The organism is Hathewaya histolytica, from assembly GCF_901482605.1.
Classification (GTDB): Bacteria; Bacillota; Clostridia; order Clostridiales; family Clostridiaceae; genus Hathewaya; species Hathewaya histolytica.
Genome location: NZ_LR590481.1, coordinates 181071 through 204259 on the forward strand (window position 1 = coordinate 181071; position 23189 = coordinate 204259).

Annotated in this window: 23 protein-coding genes; 17 read left to right on the forward strand and 6 right to left on the reverse strand. The window is 29.2% G+C overall.

Annotated features, from left to right (window positions below; translation table 11 throughout):
* Positions 1-62: 62 nt before the first annotated feature.
* Positions 63-1226, reverse strand: coding sequence for a zinc-binding metallopeptidase family protein (locus tag FGL08_RS00925; protein ID WP_138209016.1), 1164 nt, complete (start codon positions 1224-1226; stop codon positions 63-65).
* A gap of 225 nt (positions 1227-1451) precedes the next feature.
* Here FGL08_RS00925 and FGL08_RS00930 point away from each other — a divergent pair, with 225 nt between their 5' ends.
* The 10 genes from FGL08_RS00930 (at position 1452) to FGL08_RS00975 (ending at position 8354) form a co-directional block, all read left to right on the forward strand.
* Positions 1452-1649, forward strand: coding sequence for a sigma factor G inhibitor Gin (locus tag FGL08_RS00930; protein ID WP_138209017.1), 198 nt, complete (start codon positions 1452-1454; stop codon positions 1647-1649).
* Entirely contained in the window at positions 1643-3079 is a 1437-nt protein-coding gene (locus FGL08_RS00935) for an aminotransferase class I/II-fold pyridoxal phosphate-dependent enzyme (protein ID WP_138209018.1), read from the forward strand. The genes FGL08_RS00930 and FGL08_RS00935 overlap by 7 nt, the downstream gene beginning before the upstream one ends.
* 63 nt (positions 3080-3142) lie before the next feature.
* Positions 3143-3784, forward strand: coding sequence for a dTMP kinase (gene tmk / locus FGL08_RS00940; RefSeq protein WP_138209019.1), 642 nt, complete (start codon positions 3143-3145; stop codon positions 3782-3784).
* Positions 3785-3886: 102 nt separating this feature from the next.
* Positions 3887-4216, forward strand: coding sequence for a cyclic di-AMP receptor DarA (gene darA / locus FGL08_RS00945; protein WP_138209020.1), 330 nt, complete (start codon positions 3887-3889; stop codon positions 4214-4216).
* Between the two features lie 117 nt (positions 4217-4333).
* Positions 4334-4663 carry a cyclic-di-AMP receptor gene (locus tag FGL08_RS00950; RefSeq protein ID WP_138209021.1) on the forward strand — a complete coding sequence of 110 codons (330 nt, stop codon included), beginning with the start codon at positions 4334-4336 and terminating at the stop codon, positions 4661-4663.
* A 59-nt stretch (positions 4664-4722) separates the two neighbouring features.
* Complete coding sequence (locus FGL08_RS00955) at positions 4723-5667, forward strand: DNA polymerase III subunit delta' (protein ID WP_138209022.1); 945 nt, start codon at positions 4723-4725, stop codon at positions 5665-5667.
* A gap of 1 nt (position 5668) precedes the next feature.
* A complete protein-coding gene (locus FGL08_RS00960; protein WP_138209023.1) occupies positions 5669-6613 on the forward strand; it encodes a PSP1 domain-containing protein in 945 nt (314 codons plus the stop codon).
* A 13-nt stretch (positions 6614-6626) separates the two neighbouring features.
* Positions 6627-6839: a heavy-metal-associated domain-containing protein gene (locus tag FGL08_RS00965; RefSeq protein ID WP_138209024.1), complete on the forward strand. Its 213-nt coding sequence runs from the start codon at positions 6627-6629 to the stop codon at positions 6837-6839.
* A gap of 149 nt (positions 6840-6988) precedes the next feature.
* The gene (locus tag FGL08_RS00970; RefSeq protein ID WP_138209025.1) at positions 6989-7258 is read left to right on the forward strand and encodes a YkuS family protein; all 270 of its coding nucleotides are present in this window, start codon (positions 6989-6991) and stop codon (positions 7256-7258) included.
* 262 nt (positions 7259-7520) lie between these two features.
* Positions 7521-8354 carry a LysM peptidoglycan-binding domain-containing protein gene (locus FGL08_RS00975; RefSeq protein ID WP_138209026.1) on the forward strand — a complete coding sequence of 278 codons (834 nt, stop codon included), beginning with the start codon at positions 7521-7523 and terminating at the stop codon, positions 8352-8354.
* A 309-nt stretch (positions 8355-8663) separates the two neighbouring features.
* Here FGL08_RS00975 and FGL08_RS00980 read toward each other — a convergent pair whose 3' ends face one another.
* The 5 genes from FGL08_RS00980 to FGL08_RS01000 all read right to left on the reverse strand — a co-directional run bounded on the left by FGL08_RS00980 (position 8664) and on the right by FGL08_RS01000 (position 13939).
* Positions 8664-8927, reverse strand: coding sequence for a cysteine-rich small domain-containing protein (locus FGL08_RS00980; protein ID WP_138209027.1), 264 nt, complete (start codon positions 8925-8927; stop codon positions 8664-8666).
* A gap of 41 nt (positions 8928-8968) precedes the next feature.
* Positions 8969-10954 carry a fructose-1,6-bisphosphatase gene (locus tag FGL08_RS00985; RefSeq protein ID WP_138209028.1) on the reverse strand — a complete coding sequence of 662 codons (1986 nt, stop codon included), beginning with the start codon at positions 10952-10954 and terminating at the stop codon, positions 8969-8971.
* Positions 10955-11482: 528 nt separating this feature from the next.
* Positions 11483-12892 (reverse strand): nucleoside recognition domain-containing protein, encoded by a 1410-nt coding sequence (locus FGL08_RS13710; protein WP_243117917.1) that lies wholly within the window; start codon positions 12890-12892, stop codon positions 11483-11485.
* Positions 12893-12941: 49 nt separating this feature from the next.
* Positions 12942-13703, reverse strand: a complete 762-nt coding sequence (locus FGL08_RS13715) for a FeoB small GTPase domain-containing protein (protein WP_138209030.1) — start codon at positions 13701-13703, stop codon at positions 12942-12944.
* On the reverse strand, positions 13694-13939 hold the full coding sequence (locus FGL08_RS01000; RefSeq protein WP_138209031.1) for a FeoA family protein: 246 nt from the start codon (positions 13937-13939) through the stop codon (positions 13694-13696). The genes FGL08_RS13715 and FGL08_RS01000 overlap by 10 nt, the downstream gene beginning before the upstream one ends.
* 158 nt (positions 13940-14097) lie before the next feature.
* Between FGL08_RS01000 and FGL08_RS01005 the strand changes: the two genes are divergently transcribed.
* From FGL08_RS01005 to FGL08_RS01035, 7 genes are all read left to right on the forward strand, one after another.
* Positions 14098-14457 (forward strand): hypothetical protein, encoded by a 360-nt coding sequence (locus FGL08_RS01005; protein ID WP_138209032.1) that lies wholly within the window; start codon positions 14098-14100, stop codon positions 14455-14457.
* A gap of 322 nt (positions 14458-14779) precedes the next feature.
* Entirely contained in the window at positions 14780-15388 is a 609-nt protein-coding gene (locus FGL08_RS01010; protein ID WP_138209033.1) for a TetR/AcrR family transcriptional regulator, read from the forward strand.
* 14 nt (positions 15389-15402) lie between these two features.
* Positions 15403-17496, forward strand: coding sequence for an efflux RND transporter permease subunit (locus FGL08_RS01015; protein ID WP_138209034.1), 2094 nt, complete (start codon positions 15403-15405; stop codon positions 17494-17496).
* Positions 17497-17520: 24 nt separating this feature from the next.
* Entirely contained in the window at positions 17521-19614 is a 2094-nt protein-coding gene (locus tag FGL08_RS01020; protein ID WP_138209035.1) for a hypothetical protein, read from the forward strand.
* Positions 19615-19946: 332 nt separating this feature from the next.
* A complete protein-coding gene (locus FGL08_RS01025; RefSeq protein WP_138209036.1) occupies positions 19947-20696 on the forward strand; it encodes a tRNA1(Val) (adenine(37)-N6)-methyltransferase in 750 nt (249 codons plus the stop codon).
* 2 nt (positions 20697-20698) lie between these two features.
* Positions 20699-21538: a 16S rRNA (cytidine(1402)-2'-O)-methyltransferase gene (rsmI, locus tag FGL08_RS01030; protein WP_138209037.1), complete on the forward strand. Its 840-nt coding sequence runs from the start codon at positions 20699-20701 to the stop codon at positions 21536-21538.
* Between the two features lie 225 nt (positions 21539-21763).
* On the forward strand, positions 21764-23005 hold the full coding sequence (locus FGL08_RS01035) for a C40 family peptidase (RefSeq protein WP_138209038.1): 1242 nt from the start codon (positions 21764-21766) through the stop codon (positions 23003-23005).
* Positions 23006-23189: the final 184 nt, after the last annotated feature.

The following is a 23189-nucleotide window of genomic DNA, read 5'->3' on the forward strand; positions in this document are numbered from 1 at the left end:
ATTATATAGTGTAAAGGTAGAGCTTTAGTATCATATAAATATTGAACTAAAGCTCTTTTATATTATTTACTTTTTTTATTGTCGTACATTTCTATTGTCATTTCTCTTAATAAATCTTCCCTTTCTATAATATCAATTGAAGTTAGGCATATCGACTTTATAATTTTTAGGCATTGAGATTTTGCAAAGTCAGATAAAGTTAGTAATTCAAATTCCTTAGAAGGAAATTGAATATTATCTTCGCTACTATTACAAATTGATATTGAAGGGTATATGCAAGGTGTTGTATGGCTTATAGAGCCTATACTAAGCCCATAGGGTATATTTCTACAACAATCAATATCTATAATTCCGCATTCTTTCAAATTATGACTGAAAACTCTAGAGAGTGATTTGTTAGTCAATAACTCTCTACAAGGTAGTTCGAACATATGTGTGTAGACATCTACGTTTAATATATTAGATAAGCCCTTTAATATGTCTTTAATGGAGCTTTCCAAACATTCACAGTTGCTAAGAGTATTACCTCTTATATAAAACCTTAAGGATGCCTCAGGATGGAGGTTATAAGGACCATCTAGGCTGTTAATAGACAAACCATCTATAGAATATAAATTATTATTATTTTTAATTAGAGAGTTTAAAATATTAAAAGTCAAGAGACAAGCATCTAAAGTAGAGGAAGAGATTTCTCCTTCTTCAGAAGTTTTTCTAGATTTAAAGGTTATTTCAAAGGGAATAAGTGCACAAGAAGTTCCACTTTCTAAAGTTTCATTATAAACATGGGGGCACATTATAATATCGATATCTTTAAATGTATTTTCTCTTGCAATTGCCAGTTCTGCACCATTGAAATTATCACCAGGACAACCTACAACTGTTATGCTTCCTCCTATTTCAGAAATAATATTTTGCATAGCTAAAGCACAGCCTATGCTTATAGCTGCATTTAAATTATTTCCATATATGTGACCTTCCTTTGAGGCAGAGTATTTACAAATGTAACAGACTTTCGGATGACCTTCACCGATTTGAGCAAAAAAGCTAGTGTTTATATTTAAGAAGTTTTTTTCTACTTTAAAGTTGAATTTTTTTAATAAGTTAATTATGTATTCACAAGTCTTTTTTTCTTTAAAAGGAAGCTCTTTATTTTTATATACAAACTGTGATAGAGAGAAAATTTCTTCTTTGATAGTTGAAAGATAGGTAATAGTTTTTTGTTTCATACTCTAATCACTCCAAACGTATTTAAATTTATTAACAAAGTTTTGTTAGATGAATATAATAAAATAGTATTAATATTATAACCATCTTTTATTTTAATATTAAAATTGAAATTATATATAATCTTTATTAGATAAAGTAGTATTACTTAGTTTATTTTTGAATAAAATATATTATATGAGGCAAAAATTCAGATAAATCCTAGCACTCTTTTAAGGAGGACATTGATGAAAAAAAAGAGTTGTATAATATGCAGAAAGCCTCTAAATGATGGTATAATGATAAAAGGAAGACGAATTTGTAGTGATTGTGAAGCGAGATTAATTAAAGAAGATATAAACACAGATTTTTATGAGTATTTTAAAGATCGTATAAAAAGAAGTATTACACGTTACACGATAAAGGGAGTGGAAAAAGAGTGTTAAGATTACCACTTATAGATGGTATTAATAAATATATAAAGGAAAATAATATCCCATTTACTATGCCAGGTCATAAGTCAGGCAAGGGATTTTTAAGCGTAGAAGAGGGTAAGTTATTTTATGAAAATATTTTAAAAGGTGATATAACCGAAGTAGAAGGTGTAGATAATCTTCATAATCCTGAAGATATTATAAAAGAATCTCAAAATATGTTGAGTAAGTTTTATGGAAGTTATAAATCTTACTACTTAGTAAATGGAAGCACTAGTGGTAATATGGCTATGATATATGCTACCTTTAATAAAGGGGATAAAATAATATTAGAGAGAAATTGCCATAAATCCATTTTTAATGCTGTTATAATGAGGGAATTAGAACCTGTTTATTTAAAAAATAAATTACATGAGGTATTCAATGCTCCTTTCTCTCTAGATAGGGAGCATTTCTTAAGTCTTATTAAAAATAATAAGGATGCAAAGGGTATAGTTATTACTTATCCAAATTATTATGGAGTTTGTGTGGACCTTTCAGAAATCATAAAAGAGGCTAAAAAGTATAATATGAAAGTTCTAGTTGATTGTGCACATGGAGCACATTTTGGTATTATAGAGGACATACCTCAAAATCCTATAAAATTAGGGGCTGATATGGTTGTTATGAGTTCACACAAGACCCTTTCAAGTTTTACACAAACAGCTTATTTACATATAAATGATTCTGTGGACGTAGAGAAGGTTGACTTCTATGTTAGTGCATTTATGAGTACAAGTCCATCATATGTTTTAATGATGTCTATGGAATTTGCGAGATTTTATCTAGAAAAATATGGAGCAGAAGCTTATAAAAATTTTTTAGATTTAATATTAGAGTATAGAGAGAAAATAAATAACCTACAAGGATTTACAACTATGGGAAAAGAGCATATGTATATAGGTAGGAATGATACATTAGATACATCCATAGACCTAACTAGGCTTGTTATAAGTTTAGATGATAGATTTAATTCTCATAAACTTTTGGATTATTTAAGGGCGAATAAAATCCAAGGTGAAATGAGTGATGGTAAAAATGTTATTTTAATTCCTAGTGTGTTTAATGGTAGAGATGATTTTGAAAGTCTATATAATGTTTTAAAAAGTTGTAATTTAGGTTATTTAAAGGGAGATGAACAGATAGTATCTATGGATTATAATATTCCAGATAGTGTTTTGAGGCCTTTTGAGGTAATGGAAAGAGAAAAGATATTAGTTGATATAAACCTTTCTGAGGACAAGGTATGTGCAAAAGCTATAGTTCCTTACCCACCAGGAGTACCACTTGTAATGCCTGGTGAAGTTATAAATAAACAAGCTATAGAACTTATAAAATTCTATAGTAAAAACAATAAAACTGTAATGGGCATGAAAGATGGAGGCATATTTGTCGTAGAGTAAAATTAGTTTAATAGAAGCGTAATTTAAACAAGAGATATAAAATAGATTTAGGAGAGATTTTTTATGAATTTTAAGGGAGTCTTTATTACATTAGAGGGTGGAGAAGGCGTTGGGAAAACAACGCAAATCAAAAATATAGAGGAATATTTTAAGCAAAATAATATATCGTACATATCCACAAGGGAACCAGGTGGAATTAAAATATCAGAAAAAATAAGAGAGATAATCTTAGATAAAAGTAATACAGATATGGACGAAAGGACAGAAGCATTATTATATGCTGCAGCTAGAAGACAACATTTAGCTGATAAGGTTATACCGGCCTTAAAAGAGGGAAAGATAGTAATATGTGATAGATTTATAGATTCTTCATTAGCATATCAAGGATTTGCAAGGGGAATAGGAATGAAAGAAGTTCTGGCTATAAATGAGTTTGCAATAGAAGAATGTATGCCAGATTTAACAATATATTTAGATATAGAACCCGTAAAAGGAATTCAAAGAGTAAAAAATAGAAAAGGTGAAATAAATAGATTAGATTTAGAAAGCCTTAGTTTTCATGAAAAAGTTAGACAAGGATATTTAAAACTACTAGAGGTTTATCCTAATAGAATTAAGAAGATTTCAGCAGAAGGTACCGAAGAAGAAGTCTTTTATAAAATTAAAGAGTTGATAGGAAATTCAATAAAGGATAATGCGAAATAGATAAAATCAAAGTTAGATAACTTACTAAGTAGGTAAAAGTATGATAAAATAGAATAAAACAATAATATAACGGGCTTTTATCACAATAAGGAGGTTGATTTTATGAAGTTAGTAATTTCCATAGTTCAAGATCAAGATGCTAATGATTTAGTTGACGTTTTGACAGATAATGGGTATAGGGTTACAAAACTTGCAACCACAGGTGGATTTTTAAAAGCAGGTAATACTACATTAATGATAGGTGTAGAGGATGAAAATGTAGACAACTTAGTTGGAATAATTGAAGAAGTGTGTAAGACAAGACAACAAATGGTTGCATCTCCGGCAACTACAACAAGTTCAGCGGGAGTTTATATGCCATATCCAGTAGAAATTAAAATTGGAGGAGCTACCATATTTGTTGTAGATGTAGAGAAGTTTGTTAAGATATAAAATTTCAAAATCAAAATAACTTATATAGAATAGACCAACGATTACAACGCTTGTTTTAACTAGAATATTTCGAGTAAAACAGTAGGTATAACCTATTTAGATTAGGAGGTTGGTTTTATGAAACTAATAATTACTATTGTACAAGATAGGGATGCTAATAGTCTGATAAGTGAGCTTACAGAAAGAAAGTATGGAGTTACAAAACTTGCATCCACAGGTGGATTTTTAAAGTCAGGAAACACCACTTTGATGATAGGTATAGAGGATGATAAAGTTAATCATGTTATAGACATCATTAAAGAAACTTGTAACAAGAGAGAAGAAATTATAGTCCCAGTACAACCTGTATCAGATATAGGGGCTTTTTATTCCTCAGAGCCAATAAAGGTTAACGTGGGAGGAGCTACGGTATTTGTAGTTAATGTTTATAAGTTTGTGAAGAAATAAAATAAGCATAATTTTATAACTAAATAATGGATATAAAGACTGAAGGAGAGTTTAAATAGATGAGCTTAGGGAATATTATAATAGGGCACAGTAACATGTTGCATTTATTGGAACAAACTATTTATAATAAAAAATTTACCCATGCTCATCTTTTTGTAGGAGAAGATGGCATAGGTAAGAGTCTAATTGCAAATAGGCTAGGGAAAATTATTTTAAATTGTGATCAGAAATTAGATCATGTAGATTTAATACACTGGAAGTTAGGGAAAAACAAAAAAAGTATCGGCGTAGATGATATAAGAATTTTAAATGAAGAGATTAATAAAAAACCTTATGAAGGTAGTAATAAAGTTATAATAGTATATAGTGCGGATAAAATGACTATACAGGCTCAGAATGCTTTTTTAAAAACTATAGAAGAGCCACCTTATGGTATACATATTTTTTTGTTGTGTGAAAGTTTAAATTCTATACTAGAAACTATAAAATCAAGATGTCAAATACATAAATTAAAACCGTTAAACCAAGATGAAATGTTATACTTTTTAAAAGAAAAATATGGGCATTTAAATGAAGGTGAAATCAAAGTATTAGTGGCTTTTAGTGATGGAATACCTGGCAAAGCAGAAACTTTAGTCTATGATGAGACTTTTAAAGAAATGAGAAATACCACAATAGAATTTTTAAAAGATTTAAGGAAGAGTAATATAGAATTCTTAAATTATGAGTCTACTTTTATAAAATATAAAGATAAAAAAGATGAGTTTTTCCAATGTTTTTTAAGTTTTTTAAGGGATTCTATAATATATAAAGAGACGGCAAATAAAAACATTTTAATTAATCAAGATAAAATTAAGGATATAGAGAAGATATGTAGTGTATTTTCATTTTCACAGTTAAATGATATTATAAAGATAATTAGTGAAAGCAGAGATAATTTAGAAAAAAACCTCAACCCAACACTAGTTTTTAGTACAATGCTACTTAAGATACAGGAGGTATAGAATGGTCAAAGTAATAGGAATAAGGTTTAAAAAAGCGGGTAAAATATATTATTTTAATCCTAGAAATGTAGATATAAAACAGGGTGACTTTGCTATTGTAGAAACAGCCAGAGGTATAGAATTTGGTGAATGTGTAGTGGGTCTAAAAGAAGTCAGGGAAGAAGATCTTATAGCATCACTTAAAGATGTAATAAGAAAAGCCACAGATGAAGATATTGAAAAACATAAATTAAATAAATCAAGAGAAGAAGAAGCTCTAAAGATATGTGAGGAAAAGGTATCTAAACATAGTCTTAATATGAAACTTATAGATGTAGAATATACATTTGATAATAATAAAATAATTTTTTATTTTACAGCAGAAGGAAGAGTAGATTTTAGAGAACTTGTAAAAGATCTTGCAAGCATATTTAAAACAAGAATTGAGTTAAGGCAAATAGGTGTAAGAGATGAAGCTAAGATGATAGGTGGACTAGGACCATGTGGAAGACCATTATGCTGTTCTACTTTCCTTGGTGAATTTGCACCAGTATCAATAAAAATGGCAAAAGATCAAAATCTTTCACTTAATCCCTCAAAAATATCTGGCATATGTGGAAGATTAATGTGTTGTCTTACATATGAAGAAGAGGTTTATAGAAAAACAAGAGAAAAGATGCCTAATGTTGGTTCTATAGTTAGAACTCCTTTTGGAGAAGCAGAAGTTATAGATAATAATATCGTAAAAGAGTTTGTTAAGATAAAAGTTAAAATAGATGATGAAGATACAATTCAAGAGGTCAAAATAAGTGATCTTGAACTTGTGTCAGGTGGATATATGTCAGATGAAAATGATGATGTAATTAGGCTTGAAATACAGGATGAAGAAGAAAGTAAGATGTTAGGTAATATCCTTCAAGAAGAAAAGTCAAAAGTTAAAGTAAAAGAGGTATTCAAGGAAAATTAGGAGGATAAATAATATGAGGGCCTTAATTAAGGTAAGGGACATAAATTCATCCAAAGATATAAATAATATAAGGAATGCTATAACAAGTAATGAAGGTATAATAGCATGCCAAATTTCTAAAAAAAAAGAAGAAATAGAAGTTATATATGATCAATATTTTTTAGATATAGATACAATTATAGAATCTATTGAAAATATAGGATATACAGTTTTAGAATGTAGATAATATAAATTTATAAAAGTATTTTGTTCTTCTCCTTTTTTTAATTTAATGTGTATATTCTTTCATTAAAGGATAAAACATTATAGGATATAGAAATTACTTAAAGTAAATAATAAGTAATGAAAATAACATATTGAAAGGAGAAATAATAAATGAAAAAGGTAGCGATAGAAAAGGGATTATCTACAGTTAAGAATTACTTAGAAAATCAAGGGTATAAAGTAAAAGAATTTGATGATAGAAAGAAAACAGCTAAAAACTTTTTAAATAAATTTGAAGCAGTAGTAGTTAAGGGTGAAAATAATAATTCTATGGGAGTTCAAGATACTATAACAGATTCAAGTATTATAAACTCAAATGGAATGACACCAGAAGAGATAGAAAGACAAATAGAATCAATGGATAATCACACATTAAGCTAGTAGTTAATAATTTTAAAATTTAAAAATCTATAAATTAAAATAGATAAATAAATATAAAAATTAGAACTAGTGATTGAAATATATAGAGGGCTAAACCTAAGTTATATACTTATGTTTAGTCCTTTAATTTTATAAAAAAATACTAGAATAAAAATAAATATTTAAAATTTAACCAATTTGGGTATAAAAAATCTATAAATGGAAAAAATTCTAATGTAAAACAAATTAATTACATACCTACTTTGAGAGGAGAGGGTTAGAAGTGAGAAGAAATAAAGGTATAGTATTAGTTAGCACGACAGTAGTTGTATTATTAGGACTTTTTCTAGGATTAAAGTTTATAAATAAACCTAAGAATGAGGTTGGAACTAATGTTAAAAATACAGAGGTAGCTAAAGCAAATGAAGAAAAAGAAGAAAAGAAGGATAATTTTTTATCGCAAAGTTTAAGGGAAGAAAAAGAACGTAAAGAAAAAGAAGAGAAAGATACTATAAAAGATGATACTAAGGAAGAAAAAGATACTAAAGAAACAAGTTCTGAAAAGGACAAAGAAAATAAGGATAGTAAGGAAACAAATTCTGAAAAAGAAGATGAAAAGAAAGAAGAATCAAAAACAACTAGTGGAAATAAAGTTGAAGTTTATGATGATAAGTATGTAGTTAAAAAAGGTGATACATTATTTAGTATAGCTAAAGAGTACTTTGAGAATGAGAGCATAAATGAAGCTATGCAATTAATACAAAAAATAAATAAAATGGAGAATGCCGGGGTATTAAGAGAAGGCGATAAATTGTTAATACCAACAGAAGATAATATTAAAAATGAAAAAGATGATAAAACTAAAGAAAAAGAAGAGGATAAAAAGACAAATTCTAATACAAAAGAAGATAAGAAGGAAGATAAAAAGGAAACATCACAATCTAAAGGAAATACTTATACAGTAAAAAAAGGTGATACATTAATAGATATAGCTAATAATCACATGAAGTGGTGTAAAGGTGACGAGGCTGTTAAATTATTAATGAAAAATAATAACTTAAAAAGTGCAACAGATTTAAAGGCAGATCAAAAAATATATATACCTACTGAAAAATAAGTATATAAGTAAGTTGTTAAAAATATTTAATAAGTCAATACATTAACTATTGTATTATTGGATTTATTAAATATGAATATAAAATCACACGAATGAATAAGTTTTTTTAAATTAATAAACTAAAGATGATTTCATAGTTAACCCCTAAAGTGTAATAATCCATTTTGCCCCTTTAATAGGATGCCCCTTAAATTTTAATATTAAGGGGCATTAGTACATTTATATATTTTATATATTAAAATAAAAAAATCTGCTGACAAAGCCAGCAGGTAAAATAATTGGGTATTTGGGTATTCTCTATAGTATATATTATTTATTTTTTGCTGATAAGTCAGCAATTTCTTTCCATTTTGACATGATATATTCATATCCATTTTTAGAGTGTGGTATTAAACAGTTTGTACAATTCTTAACACCACTCTCTGTATATGTGAAATTACCACCACACTTAGAACCTAAAGTATATAGTGGACAGTAACAAAACAAGCAATTAAAATCTTTGTCATCTTTTACTTTATGACAAGGAAAGTATTCGCAATTCTTATGTTGGAAAAACTTATAGTTTTCACTCATGGTATATAAGCCCCCTTTAATAAAGTTACTTATAGTATAGATTATTCGGTTTCTTTAATCAATCCCTTTCTATAAGCACAAAGTAGCATCATGATATCTTCTATTTGTTGTTCCAATTCCTTTCCTTTATCAGTATCTGAAACTCTTTTTCTTTTTAAGTTAGCTTCCAATACAATAGTAGAAGATAAGATATCTTTTTCTTCCTCTATTGCTTTTTGGATGGATTCAAAAGGTTCATGAGAAACTAATATAAGTCCATATGAGTTATATATAAGAGTATAACCAGCTATACCAGTTTCAGGTTGATAAGCTTTTGAGAAACCACCATCAATAACTAATAGTTTGCCATTTGCCTTTATAGGACTTTCACCTTTTTTTGTTTTAACAGGTACATGTCCATTTATAATGTGAGAATCTTTTGGATCAAGGTCAAATTCTCTTAAAATGTTGTTGCATACATCTTCGTCATCTCTTAGCAAGAAAAATGAGTTTTTTACTTCTTTATGAGTTTCTTTTTCTTTAACAAAATATCTTTCAAATGTTGTCATCTTATCCTTTCCAAATAAAGGAGAATTTTCACCACACCATAGATACCACATTGTATCTAATCCATAGAGATTTTTTATTGGGTCTTTTTTGTTAAAGTAGGCTTCTCTTGCAAGCCTGTCACATCTATCTAGAAGAGCTCGTCCTTTATAAATCTTTCCATTAACTTTTACCTCTTTAAATGAACCATCTTTGTTTAAAGGAATACAACTATGGAATAAGAGGTTTGAATTAAAACTTAAGTAAAGGCTACCTTTTGAATATAAAAAACTAATATGTTTTTGTAGCTTTTCACTATTATTAAAATAAAATCTAAATTTATTTACAACTTCAATTTCTTCCTCTGTAAGTTTATAAGGATCTTTAGGATCAATAGTAGGGAAATTGGTATCTACTAAATCATATGTTTTACCATATAACTCTATAGTACCTTTTTCATAGTCTATTTTATCTAATAGAAGTCTATGATCCATTTTGTAGTGAGGTCTTCTTTTTATTATTTCAGCTTCAAGTTTAAATTGTATAACACTTATAGCTTTATGCATTTGAGAAATTAATCTAATATCTTTTTCTCTATATTCATCTTCATTCCCGCAAATTTTAGGAATAAAGGCACTGCAAGGATCATCCCCATAAACATCCATTCCAAAAGTTGCAAGAGGCAATAAGTTTATACCATAACCTTCTTCTAAGGTACTCAAATTTGCATATCTTGCAGCTATTCTAATTACATTAGCGATACAAGCATCCGAACCAGCAGCAGCCCCCATCCACAGAATATCATGATTACCCCATTGTATATCAACTGAATGATGCTTTATTAGAGCATCCATAATTATATGTGGACCAGGGCCTCTATCATAAACATCTCCTAAAATATGAAGACTATCTACAACCAATCTTTTTATTAGTTTGCATAATGCAATTATGAATTCATCCGCTCTATCGATATAGATAATTGTTTTTATAATTTGGTTGTAATACTCTTGTTTATTTTTTACATTTTCATGTTCATGTAAAAGTTCCTCAATAATATAAGTAAAGTCTTTTGGAAGAGCTTTTCGAACTTTTGACCTAGTGTATTTTGAACATACATTACGACAAATTTCAATTAACTGATATAAAGTAATTTTATAAAATTCATCCATCTCAACTTCGGAATTTTTCATAATTTGAATTTTTTGCTCAGGATAATATATTAAGGTTGCAAGAGTTTTTTTCTCACTTTCCCTTAAAGAGTTGCCAAATATATCATTTATCTTTCTTTTTATAACTCCTGAAGCATTTCTAAGAACATGGGTAAAAGCCTCATATTCCCCATGAATATCAGTTAAAAAGTGTTCAGTACCCTTTGGAAGATTTAATATAGCCTGTAGGTTTATTATTTCAGTACAAGCAGAAGCTATATTAGGATACTGCTCTGATAAAAGTTTTAGATATTTCAAATTTTTTTCCAAAGTACATAGGCTAATTTCTTCCATAACATACTCTCCTCTTATATTAATAAGTGACAACAAAAATATAATATCATATATGTTATACTATATCAATAATATTTTGAAAATAGTCTAACATATAAAAAATATTAATATATTTATAATATATTAATATGAATGAAAGAAGAATAATTTACAACTTTTTTAATATACACACAAGAAATTATATATAAAAAAAGTATAACATATAAAATAAGAAAAATTTTTTTAGGAAATATAATAAAAAATGAATATATTTTTATGTAGTGGTTATAATTACTATTGTAAGAGATACATTATATAAACCCCTTATAATCCCTCAATCCCTTATAATTTAATATGCACCTAAAAAGGGTCCCCCTACTTAAAAATCTTTTTAGGTGCATGAGTATCCCCCATAACTAAATATTTTAAACTCCCCTAGAACCTTTTATAGATACTATAAAAGGTTCTTTACTTTATATTAAAAGGTAGTTAAAAATAGACCTTTCTAAAAAAAACAATTAAAGTTTGTCTTATTATAATGTTTATATTTTATAATACAAATTTTAAAAGGTTATAGCATTGGTTAGTTAGAAAACATACCATTATAGCTATAGCAGTAGGCATTAATATAGAAAAAAGTGTCCATTTTGAACTACCAGTTTCTTTTTTAATAGTTAATACCGTAGTAGCACAAGGAAAATGTAGTAGGGCAAATAACATGGTGTTTAGTGCTGTTATATGTGTCCAACCATTTTGAACTAGTATAGTTTTTAATTCGCTTAAACTATTGAAATCAATCATAGCACCCTTTGACATATAAGCCATTATAAGTACAGGCAGAACTATTTCATTGGCAGGGAATCCTAATATAAAAGCCATTAATATAAATCCATCTAATCCAATTAATTTTGCGAAAGGATTTAAAAATGATGCTACATGACCTACAATACTTAAATTACCTACATATATATTGCTAAGTAGATAAGTTATAATACCAGCGGGTGCAGCTATTACTATGGCTCTACCAAGAACAAATATAGTTCTATCTATTATAGATGTATATATTACTCTTCCTATTTGAGGCTTCCTATAAGGTGGAAGCTCTAAAGTAAAGGAGGAGGGAATTCCTTTTAATAAGGTCTTAGATAATATATAAGATACAAGTAATGTTATTAATATAGATAATATAATTAATCCCGTTATAATCAGGGCAGAAATGAAAGTTCCTGAACCTGCAAACAATTGTGATCCAAAGAATATAGATGATATTGCAATTAAAATTGGGAATCTTCCATTACATGGTACAAAGTTATTTGTAAGTATGGCAATGAGTCTTTCTCTTGGGGATTCTATTATTCTGCAGGATATTACCCCAGCTGCATTACATCCAAATCCCATACACATAGTTAAACATTGTTTACCGTGAGCACATGCTTTTTTAAATACGTGATCTAAATTAAAGCATACCCTTGGTAAATACCCTAAGTCTTCTAATAGCGTAAAGATAGGAAAGAATATAGCCATAGGTGGTAACATAACTGATATGACCCAAGCTAAGGTTCTATAAAGTCCTAATACTAAAATACCATGCAAAAATGTTGGCATATTAATCTTCTGACATAGAGTTGTAATAGAGTGTTCAATTTCAAATAAGAAAGTTGCTAAAGCTTCAGAAGGATAGTTAGCACCTTCAATAGTAATCCATAATACAATGGAAAGAAGTAAAAACATTATAGGTATTCCAAAAGTCTTTGATGTAATAATATCGTCTATTTTCTTCTGAGAATCTATTTTATCTAAATCCGTTTCTACACAGTTAGAAAGTATTTCTTCTGCATTAGAGTAGATATCTTCTACTATATCCTCTCTAATCTCATTTTTATGATTTTCTCTAAAACATTTAACTTCGTCAATAATATCATCAAACTTAAAATCTGGTTTATCCTTTAAAATATTCAAAATAAGCCTCCTTTATATTAATTTCATGTACAAATAATAAAAAGTTTACTTAATAAATATTTATATCCGTATTTAAATATTTTGATATGGAATCTAATATTGATTTATCACCATCTAAAAGTCTTAAAGCTAACCAATCAGTATTAATGTTGTTCCCAAAGATTTTTTTTAGTTTAGGCGATAATTCACATATCATATTAGTAATTTCACTTCTATACGCTATTTTTCTTGGAATAGGAAGTATGTTTCCTAGGGATACGTCATAAATTTTTTCTTTTAGATTATCCATCCCTTTATTACTCCTGGCCACTGAAGGAACTATGGGCACACCTAGTCTTTCTTCAAGTGATGTAACATCTATCTTTATGTTCTTCTTTTTTGCCTCGTCCATTAGATTAAGACATACTACAACTCTAGGTGTTATTTCCATGATTTGTAGTAAAAGATTAAAGTTTCGTTCGATACAAGTTGAATCTAAAACAACTACAGTAACATCAGGTCTCCCAAAGCATATAAAATCTCTTGCTACGATTTCTTCTATAGAGCTTGCAAGAAGAGAGTATGTTCCAGGTAGATCTACAACTATAAAGTTTTTATCTATAAAAGAATATTTACCTTGGGTATTAGTAACTGTTTTTCCAGGCCAGTTTCCAGTATGTTGATGTAATCCAGTAAGAGAATTAAAGACTGTGCTTTTTCCTGTATTAGGGTTACCAGCTAAGGCAACTACTAAATCGTCTTCACTACTTTTCTCCACATTAAATAAATCTTTTAGAGACTTTTTAGATGTTGATGAGTAAGTTAATCCCATAAAATCACCTCTATATTACTTGATTCTTCACATCTTAAAGCTATGCAGGTATTTCTAATTAAAAATGCGGTAGGATCTCCCCAAGCACTTTTTCTTAAAACATGTATTATAGTATTTTCAACCATACCTAGATCTAGTAATCTTTGTTTAGAGAGTCCTGTAGATGAAACTTTAATTATTTTAGCTTTTTTTCCTACAGGAACTTCACTAAGTTTTAGTACTTTAGTACAATCCATGTAACCTCACCTCTTTTGAACAGACTAAAAGTAATTTATGATTTATACTATGCGATGATACTAAAATGTGTCACAAAACATATTAATAAAAGTAATCACAAATTAGTAGATAAATTCATAATTTATATAGCGATAGAATTAAAATAAGGAGATTTAATATGAACTTTTACCGAGACGAAGATTTTGAGGTTATGGATGACTACGGGTACGAGGACGAGGGGTATGAGCTAGATTATAATAGACAAATGAATATGCCACCTATGACTCAACCAGGAGGTGGATTTCCTAAGTCAGCGCCCCCTAAAAATGTACCACAAAAATCCATGCATACCGCTGGAAGAAGAAGTTTATGTGACTGTTTTAATAGATTTACTTACCTTTGGCTTAGAAATGGAAGGGCATTTTGGATATGGCTTGTAGCCGTATATGATACTTATATAATATGTTATAGATGGAATGGAACAAGATGGGTATCAGCTCAAATAGATAAGAGAAGAATAGAACATTTTATTTGTTAATTAAAAAAAGATAGTAAAAAGATAGTATCAAGTTTGATACTATCTTTTATTTTTTTGTTTAAAATTAGTACATATTTTTACTAACTATTAACATAAAGTTAAAACTTATTTAACAGTAAAAAAGGAAAGTGGAGCATTTTGAAGTAAATAAGAGTTAATTTTAATTAATAAGGAAAAAACATAAAAAATGAAATGTTGACTATTAGTCATTAAGTTGTATAATAATATTTGTTCTAAAAAATGACTACAAGTCAATATTGCATAAAAGTTTATAAAAGTATTAAAATTCTTACTATTTGAAGAATTTTTGAAAGGTGATTAAATGGAGATGTCAAAAAAAGTTACGGTAACACAAAAGAAGAAGAGGAAAGAGAGTGATCTTTTTCAAGCTGCCTATGAGCTTTTTGGAACGAAGGGTTTCAATGATACATCTATAGATGACATTGTAAAAAAGGCAGGGGTAGCTAAGGGTACATTTTATCTTTATTTCAAAGATAAGTTTGATATTATAAACAGAATTGTTCTAAAAAAGAGCGCTTTAGTTATAAAAGAAGCAATGGAAAAAACTGATGAACAAAATATTGAGGAGTTTGCTGAACAGATAATATACTTTACAGATTATATAATAGAGTATTTTAAAGAAAACAAGATACTATTGAAAATTATAAACAAAAACTTCTCATGGGGGATTTATAGAAGAGCTTTAACTGATACCAAGCAAAATGAGGAAATGGTTAAAGCTATCGGAATATACATGGAACACATGCAAAATATGGGTATGACTGCTGATGAAGCTGAAAAAACCTTATTTATAATAATAGAACTTATAGGAACAGTTTCGTATTCCTCTATTATTTTAGGTGAGCCAGATAATATCGACAGTATGAAACCTATACTATTTAACTCAATAAGAAAAATACTAAGTATATAAAGGAGTGACATTATATGAAAAGATTTGGAGAATTTATAGTAAAACGCAGAGTTTTAGTAATTTTAATCTCCTTGCTACTTTTAATTCCTTCAATTTTGGGATTTATAGGAACTAGAATAAATTATGATATTTTAAGTTACCTTCCACAGGAATTAGATACTATGAAGGGCCAAAAAATATTAGATGAAGAGTTCTCTAATGCAAGTACAGGAATGCTTATGGTTGAGAATATGCAGTCTAAAGATGTGGTAAAACTAAAGGAAGAAATAGAGAAGGTTAAGGGTGTAGAAAAAGCTATTTGGATAAGTGATGCGATGGATATCAGTGTTCCGAAGGAAATGCTTCCAGAAAAAATTAGAAATATGTTTTATAGCAAAGACACTACTCTTATTATGATAAAGTTTAAAGAAGGATCAGCATCAGTCAATACCTTTAATGCAGTAGATAGTATAAAAAAGATAACAGGGAAAAGAGCTTTCCTTGGAGGAATGTCAGCAATAATTCATGATACAAGACAACTTGCAGAAAAAGAAACGCCATTTTATGTATTAATAGCAGTAGCATTTGCAATTATAGTTTTAATGCTTACTATGGAATCAACAGTGGTTCCCTTTATATTCTTAGTGGGAATAGGGTTCCCAATAGCATATAACTTAGGATCAAATTATTTCTTAGGAGAGATATCATATATAACTAAAGCACTGGCTGCTGTATTACAGCTAGGGGTAACCATGGACTACTCTATTTTCTTACTTCATAGATATGAGGAAGAAAAGTCAAAGAGGGAAAATAGAGAAGAGGCTATGGCAGAGGCTATTGCAAGTACATTTACATCTATTGCAGGAAGTTCTCTTACAACTATAGCCGGATTCTTAGCATTATGCACTATGAAACTTGGACTTGGAAAAGATATAGGAATAGTTATGGCAAAGGGTGTTGTACTAGGAGTTTTATCTACAGTAACAACTTTACCAGCATTACTTATGTTCTTTGATAAAGCAATTCATAAGTACACACATAGAACTGTAATGCCAGGATTTAAAAAGGTTTCAAACTTTGTAGTAAAACACAATAAAGCACTTGCAGTTTTCTTTGTAGTGCTGTTCGTGCCATTTATATATGCTCAAAACAATACAGAGGTATACTATAACTTAGATGAGGCATTACCTAAAGACTTAGACTCTATAGTAGCAACAAATAAGTTAAAAGAAGACTATAAAATGACAACAACACATTTTGTTATAACTGATAAAAATATCGAGCCATATAAAGTTAAAGAAATGGTAGGAAAAATTGAAAATATAGACGGAATAGAAAATGTATTAAGTTATGATTCTGTAATGGGGGCATCTATACCTGAGAATTTCATACCAGATGAGATTAAGGAAGTATCTAAAAAGGGCAATTATAGCTTAATGATGATAAATTCTAAATATAAAGCAGCAACAAAGGAAGAAAATGAACAAATTACTAAGCTAAATGATATTGTTAAATCTTATGATAAAGGTGCAGTGATAGCAGGTGAGGGTCCACTTACAAAAGACCTAATTGACATAGCTGATAAGGACTTTAAGAGCGTTAACGTATCTTCAATATTAGCTATATTCATAATAGTATTATTAGTATTTTCATCTTTATCAATACCAGTAATTTTGGTACTAGCTATAGAACTTGCAATTTCTATTAACCTAGGACTTCCATACTTTACAGGTACAATAGTACCATTTGTTGCAAGTATAGTAATTGGTACTATTCAATTAGGTGCAACAGTTGACTATGCAATTTTAATGACAAGTAGATTTAAAGAAGAGTTAAATAATGGACTTAATAAATACGAAGCTATAAAAATAGCAATTGAAGAGAGTTCAAAATCCATAGTTACAAGTGCACTTACATTCTTTGGAGCAACTATAGGTGTTTATGCAGTATCAAAAATGGAACTTATAAAGAGTTTATGTTTACTAATGGCTAGAGGAGCTATTATAAGTATGTTCTCAATAATAATTATGTTACCTCCATTATTAATAATTTTTGAAAAAGTAATTTCAAAAACCACAAGAAAGTGGAGAGATACATCTATGGAAAGTAATCAACAGTCATCACTATAGGAAAATAAGGGAGAGGTGTTAGATATGAATACAATGTCAAAGAAGGTTGTAAGTTTAGTTGTTTTAGGAACAATGTTAGGTGGACAAGTTGTTTTTGCCACAACAACTACAAATAATTCAGGAGTAAAAAAAGACGAATCAGTATTTGTAACTTTAACAGAAAAAGGTGAAGTTAAAGAACAAATAGTAAGTGATTGGATTCATTCAGATAAAACTAATACAGATATTAAAGATAAATCAAACTTAAAAGATATAAAAAATGTAAAAGGTGAAGAGAAACCTGTAACTAATGGAGAAAACTTAACTTGGAAGTCAGATAAAAATGATATCTACTATCAAGGAAAAACAGATAAACAATTACCAATCGAAGTGAAGGTTACTTATGAGTTTGACGGAAAAGAAGTTAGTCCTAAAGATATAGTAGGAAAAACAGGAAAACTAAAAATGAAACTTCAAGTAATTAATAAGGATGCTCACAAGGTAACTGTAAAAGGTAAGGAAAAAACAGTATACACACCATTTGCAGCAGCATCTGTAATAAATCTACCTTTAGAACACTTTACAAATGTAAAAGTGAATACAGGAGAAATTATATCAGAAGGAAATAATCAAATAGTAACTTTTATATCATTACCAGGAATGAAAGAAAGTCTTGATATAAAAGAAGAAACATTAGATATAGATTTAAAAGATACTTTAGAACTTACTTGTGACACAAAGGACTTTGAAATGGGTTCAGTTATGGTTACAGCTACATCTAAATTACCAGAGCAATTAGACAAACTTAAAGAGGCAAAAGATTTAAATGAGTTAACTGACGGATTAAATAAAATGAAGGATGCAAGCAATAAGCTTGTAGATGGAACCTCTAAATTAGCTGATGGAGCAAAAACTATGGCAGACAAAGTTGGACTACTTAATTCAGCATATTCAGGACTAGATTCTGGAATAGGTACATTAAGTTCAGGTTCAAAAAAGCTATACGATGGGGCAGATAAATTATCAAACGGAACATCTATGTTAGCGAAAGAAGTTAACAATATTTCTATTCCAGATATGAGTGGAATGAAAAATCAAGTGGTTGCTTTGAAAAATGGAGTATCAGAGTTAGATGTAGGAGCAAATAAGCTTGCAAAAGGGATGCCAGCTCTACAAAAAGGTACTGAAGACTTGTTAGATGGTGCCAAAAGACTTAATGGTGGATTAGATAGCGTTTTACAAGTTTTAGATAAATCATATAAGCTACAAGCAGGCCAAGAACAAGATATAGGGAAATTAGTTGAAGAAATTGCTCAAATGGAACAAATTATAGCTTCTATGCCAGATGGAAAACAAAAAGAGATGTTAAAGGGCGGACTTACAAAACAAAAAGACACATTACAACAAATTAAAATTAAAGGAATTGGTAAAACAAAAGCACTTGATGGATTGAAATCTGTAATAACCGGGGAAGGCCTACCAAAGGATAAAAAAGGATTAAAACAAGGAACCAGAGAATTAGTAGTCGGACTTACTCAAATGAACGAACAAATTCCAGCAGCTGTTGAGGGAAGCAGACAATTAGCAGCAGGTACAGGTAAGCTAAAGGCTGAAATTAACAAAGGTATGGCTTCTTTAGATGAGAAATTAAAAGCTGTTGATCCAAGTAAAATAGTTAAATTAAAGGCAGCAACTAAACAATTAGATGCTGGAGCAAATGAACTTAAAAATGGAGTAGGTCAATTATCTTCAGGTTCTAGTAAGTTAAAAGAAGGCTCTACTAAAGTATCTAGTGGAATTTCAGCTTTAAAAGATGGAAGTGGCACTTTAGCTGAAAAGTCAGGTGAACTAAGGGATGGAATGGCTAAATTTGATAATGAAGGCATAAAGAAAGTAGACGATAAACTTGGAAGCAAAGTAGGAGATATAGAGGAGCTAATAGACACTAAGAATGAAGTAATGAAGTTATCTGATAACTTTAAAACTTATACAGGTGTTGGAGAAGGTATGGAAGGATCAGTTAAATTTATAATGAAAACTGATGAAATAAAGAAACCTAAGGTAGAAAAGAAAGAAGAAGTAAAGGAAGAAAAAGTAGGATTCTTTAAGAGAATAGTAAACCTATTTAAAGGAAAATAAATTAAGACTTAATTAAAGTAATTCTAAAAGGTTTAAAGTATAGCTTATAAAAATTATAGCATTTGATAATTAAGGATATATATATTCTTAGTGTCAAATGCTATTTTTATAATATATAGGTTAAGTGGTTCTTTTTAGGATGCTATATATAATAGATGAAAATTATTAACTATTAATTTTGTATAAGAAATTCAATGGCTTTTAGGTTTTTACAAAGGTATGTCCTATTATTATACATTTATCCTTTTATATGATAGAATAATTTACTATGAGAAATTCATTAATATAGAATAACTATTTATTATACATATTTAAATTGGAGAGGATTTAATATGGAATTTATAAGAGAAGATGAAACTTTAGAGGATTTACAATTAAAGGGATTAAAACTTATTCAAAAGAAAGATGGTTTTAGATTTGGAGTAGATGCAGTGTTACTTGCAAACTTTGCAAGAGTTAAAAGGAATGCTAAAGTAATTGATTTGTGTTCAGGTACAGGAATAGTTCCCTTTATTTTAGCTGGAAAGACAGAGGCGGAGAAAATAACAGGAATTGAAATACAGGAAGATATGGTAGACATGGCTTTGCGTACAGTAAAGTTAAATGAGTTAGAACATAGAGTGGATTTTAGAAACATAGATCTAAAGGATAATAAGCTTATAAAGTCATTAGATAAGGTAGATGTAATTACAGTCAATCCACCATATAAGTTGAATAATTCGGGTATATTAAACCCTACAGATAAAATGGCTATTGCAAGACATGAGGTATGTTGTACTCTTGAAGATGTAATCAAGACTTCTAGGGTATTACTTAAGGATAATGGAAGGTTTTTTATGGTTCATAGACCAGAGAGATTAGTTGATATTTTAAGTTTAATGAGAGATTATAAATTAGAACCTAAGAGAATTAGAATGGTTCATCCGTCAGTTAATAAAGCACCTAATATAGTTCTCATAGAGGGACAAAGGGACGGAGGAAGATTTTTTAAGTGGGAAGACCCGTTATATGTTCACAATATAGATGGAAGTTATACAGAGGAGATTATAAATATATACAATTCTCATAGAGAGGAGAAATAAAAATGTCAAAGCTTTATTTAGTGCCGACACCAATCGGAAATTTAAAGGATATAACCTTAAGAGCCTTAGAAGTACTTAATGAGGTAGATTATGTAGCTAGTGAGGATACAAGAGTTAGTTTAAAACTTTTAAATCATTTTAATATAAAAAAGTCTTTAATAAGTTATCATAAACATAATGAGCAAGGCAAAAGTGAGGATTTGATATCTATATTAAAGAACGGAAAAAGTGTGGCTATAATAACTGATGCTGGTACTCCTGGGATTTCAGATCCAGGAAGTGTGGTAGTTCAAAAATGTATAGAAGAAGATATTTCTTTTGAAGTGCTCCCAGGTGCAACAGCGATAACTACAGCATTAGTATACTCTGGATTAGACACTACAAGCTTTTTATTTAAAGGATTCCTTCCAAGAGAAAATAAGGACAGAAAACCTGTACTAGAAGACATTAAAAATAGAACAGAGACTCTAATTTTTTATGAAGCACCACATAGATTAAGAAGTACCTTAGAAGCACTATATGAGGGGTTGGGTAATAGGAATATATCTCTTTGTAGGGAACTTACAAAGTTACATGAAGAAATATTGAGATTTTCCTTAGAAGAAGCTATAAACTATTATGATGATATAAATCCAAGAGGAGAGTATGTACTAGTTGTAAGTGGTAAAAGTTTAGAGGAAATAAGGAAAGAGGAAATATCTAAATGGGAAGATTTAAGTATAGAAGACCATATTAGAAAATATATAGAGGATGGACTTAGTAAGAAAGAAGCAGTTAAAAAAGTTGCAAAAGAACGAGGTATACCAAAAGGAGAAGTTTATAAATATTCAATAGATATATAAGTGATTAACAATTAAATCTAGTCAAGTATAAGGCGTTTATACGACTCTTAAGTATTTAAATAATTTAACAGTGTAGCTTATTTAATACAAAACCTATATATTTATTTGCAAGAAGTAGTTACAACAAGCATGCAAACATTGTATAATTAATTTATTATATAAATAAGTAAAACATAGACTAATAGGGTATTAAAGGAAGTTAATGTTTCTTTAAGGGGGATTAGATTGAATAAGAAGATAAGAGTATTAATACTTACAGGTATATTAATTACTTCATTAAGTTTAAAAGTATTGGCAGACCCATATGCTCCAGATACGCCAGATATTCCAGCTGGAGAGGTGCAATCTACTAACATAGACAATGAGCAAAACAAAATAAATAATAATAAAATTCAAATAGAAAAAAATAAGATTGAATATGAGAAAGCTATAAAAGAAATAAATGATGTAGAAACAAGGATTCAGAAGTTAGACAGAGAAATCGAAAATATGATGATAAAAATACAAGATGCTAATAAGAGGATAGATAGTACAAATGAAAAGATCACTCTAGCACAGTTAGAATTAAGTAAAGCAGAAGATGAGATGAAAAGGGAGAAATCTCTATTCAACAAAAGAGCTAAAAATCTATATATGAATGGTAAGGATAATTATATAGAGATTGTATTGGATTCCAAAGGACTACATGATTTTATTTCAAGAATAGAAAATTTAAGAGCCATTGTTGAGTACGATAGAGAAATAACAGCACAAATAAAAGAAAAAAAGGCTAAAATAAATCAGAGAAAAGAAGATTTAGAAATTAAGCGAAAGGAAAGCATAACTTTAAAGAATGATCTTCAGAAAGATCTAGATATATTAAATACTGCCAAGGCAGAACAAGAACCATTGATTAAAAAGGCTGAAGAGAAAAAGAAGCAATATGAGAATATAATTAATACATATGAATCAGAAATAAAAAAGAGTAAAGCACAAATAGATATGCTTATGAGAAATTCTAGAGGGGGGGCTGCTTTAGATGTCCAATATGAGGTGCCCAAATCTGGACCTGCTGCAGAGCGTGCTATAGCAGTAGCTAGACAATTTATTGGATCGTGGTATGTTTGGGGAGGTGCAAGACCTCAACAAAAGGATACCAGTGGTAAGTGGATGGTTCCTAAATTTAGAGGAGATCAATCCTATGGAGGATTTGATTGTTCAGGGTTAGTTCAATTTGCATATGGGCAAGTTGGTATAAATTTAAGTAGAACTACATTTACTCAAATAAATGAAGGGATGCCTGTGGGAAAATCACAGTTACAACCAGGAGACTTAGTTTTCTTTGGAAATATATCTGCACCACATCATATAGGTATATACATAGGAAATGGAGAGTATCTACATGCACCACAAACAGGAGACAGAATCAAAATCTCTAATTTATGGAGTAGAGGAGATTTTTGTGCAGCTAGAAGGGTAGCATATTAAACCGTAAAAGTATATATAAACATATAAACTCAGAAAACTTATTTATAATCATGTTTCTCATGATTTTTATAAGACTGAGTTTTTATTTTGTGGTTTATAGCTAGGTAAATTTAGATTGCAGAGGGAAATTTATCAACATGACTTACAAAAAATTGAAAAATGTTGTATAATTAATTTAAGCATA

Bases quoted from the DNA above. Each gene is read 5' to 3' on its own strand.
- FGL08_RS00925 (WP_138209016.1), bottom strand. From the start codon at position 1,226: ATGAAACAAAAAACTATTACCTATCTTTCAACTATCAAAGAAGAAATT.
- FGL08_RS00955 (WP_138209022.1), top strand. From the start codon at position 4,723: ATGAGCTTAGGGAATATTATAATAGGGCACAGTAACATGTTGCATTTA.
- FGL08_RS00965 (WP_138209024.1), top strand. From the start codon at position 6,627: ATGAGGGCCTTAATTAAGGTAAGGGACATAAATTCATCCAAAGATATA.
- FGL08_RS00970 (WP_138209025.1), top strand. From the start codon at position 6,989: ATGAAAAAGGTAGCGATAGAAAAGGGATTATCTACAGTTAAGAATTAC.
- FGL08_RS13715 (WP_138209030.1), bottom strand. From the start codon at position 13,703: ATGGGATTAACTTACTCATCAACATCTAAAAAGTCTCTAAAAGATTTA.
- FGL08_RS00980 (WP_138209027.1), bottom strand. From the start codon at position 8,927: ATGAGTGAAAACTATAAGTTTTTCCAACATAAGAATTGCGAATACTTT.
- FGL08_RS01025 (WP_138209036.1), top strand. From the start codon at position 19,947: ATGGAATTTATAAGAGAAGATGAAACTTTAGAGGATTTACAATTAAAG.
- FGL08_RS00930 (WP_138209017.1), top strand. From the start codon at position 1,452: ATGAAAAAAAAGAGTTGTATAATATGCAGAAAGCCTCTAAATGATGGT.
- darA (WP_138209020.1), top strand. From the start codon at position 3,887: ATGAAGTTAGTAATTTCCATAGTTCAAGATCAAGATGCTAATGATTTA.
- FGL08_RS01020 (WP_138209035.1), top strand. From the start codon at position 17,521: ATGAATACAATGTCAAAGAAGGTTGTAAGTTTAGTTGTTTTAGGAACA.
- FGL08_RS00960 (WP_138209023.1), top strand. From the start codon at position 5,669: ATGGTCAAAGTAATAGGAATAAGGTTTAAAAAAGCGGGTAAAATATAT.
- FGL08_RS01005 (WP_138209032.1), top strand. From the start codon at position 14,098: ATGAACTTTTACCGAGACGAAGATTTTGAGGTTATGGATGACTACGGG.
- tmk (WP_138209019.1), top strand. From the start codon at position 3,143: ATGAATTTTAAGGGAGTCTTTATTACATTAGAGGGTGGAGAAGGCGTT.
- FGL08_RS01015 (WP_138209034.1), top strand. From the start codon at position 15,403: ATGAAAAGATTTGGAGAATTTATAGTAAAACGCAGAGTTTTAGTAATT.
- FGL08_RS00950 (WP_138209021.1), top strand. From the start codon at position 4,334: ATGAAACTAATAATTACTATTGTACAAGATAGGGATGCTAATAGTCTG.
- FGL08_RS00985 (WP_138209028.1), bottom strand. From the start codon at position 10,954: ATGGAAGAAATTAGCCTATGTACTTTGGAAAAAAATTTGAAATATCTA.
- rsmI (WP_138209037.1), top strand. From the start codon at position 20,699: ATGTCAAAGCTTTATTTAGTGCCGACACCAATCGGAAATTTAAAGGAT.
- FGL08_RS01010 (WP_138209033.1), top strand. From the start codon at position 14,780: ATGGAGATGTCAAAAAAAGTTACGGTAACACAAAAGAAGAAGAGGAAA.
- FGL08_RS01000 (WP_138209031.1), bottom strand. From the start codon at position 13,939: ATGGATTGTACTAAAGTACTAAAACTTAGTGAAGTTCCTGTAGGAAAA.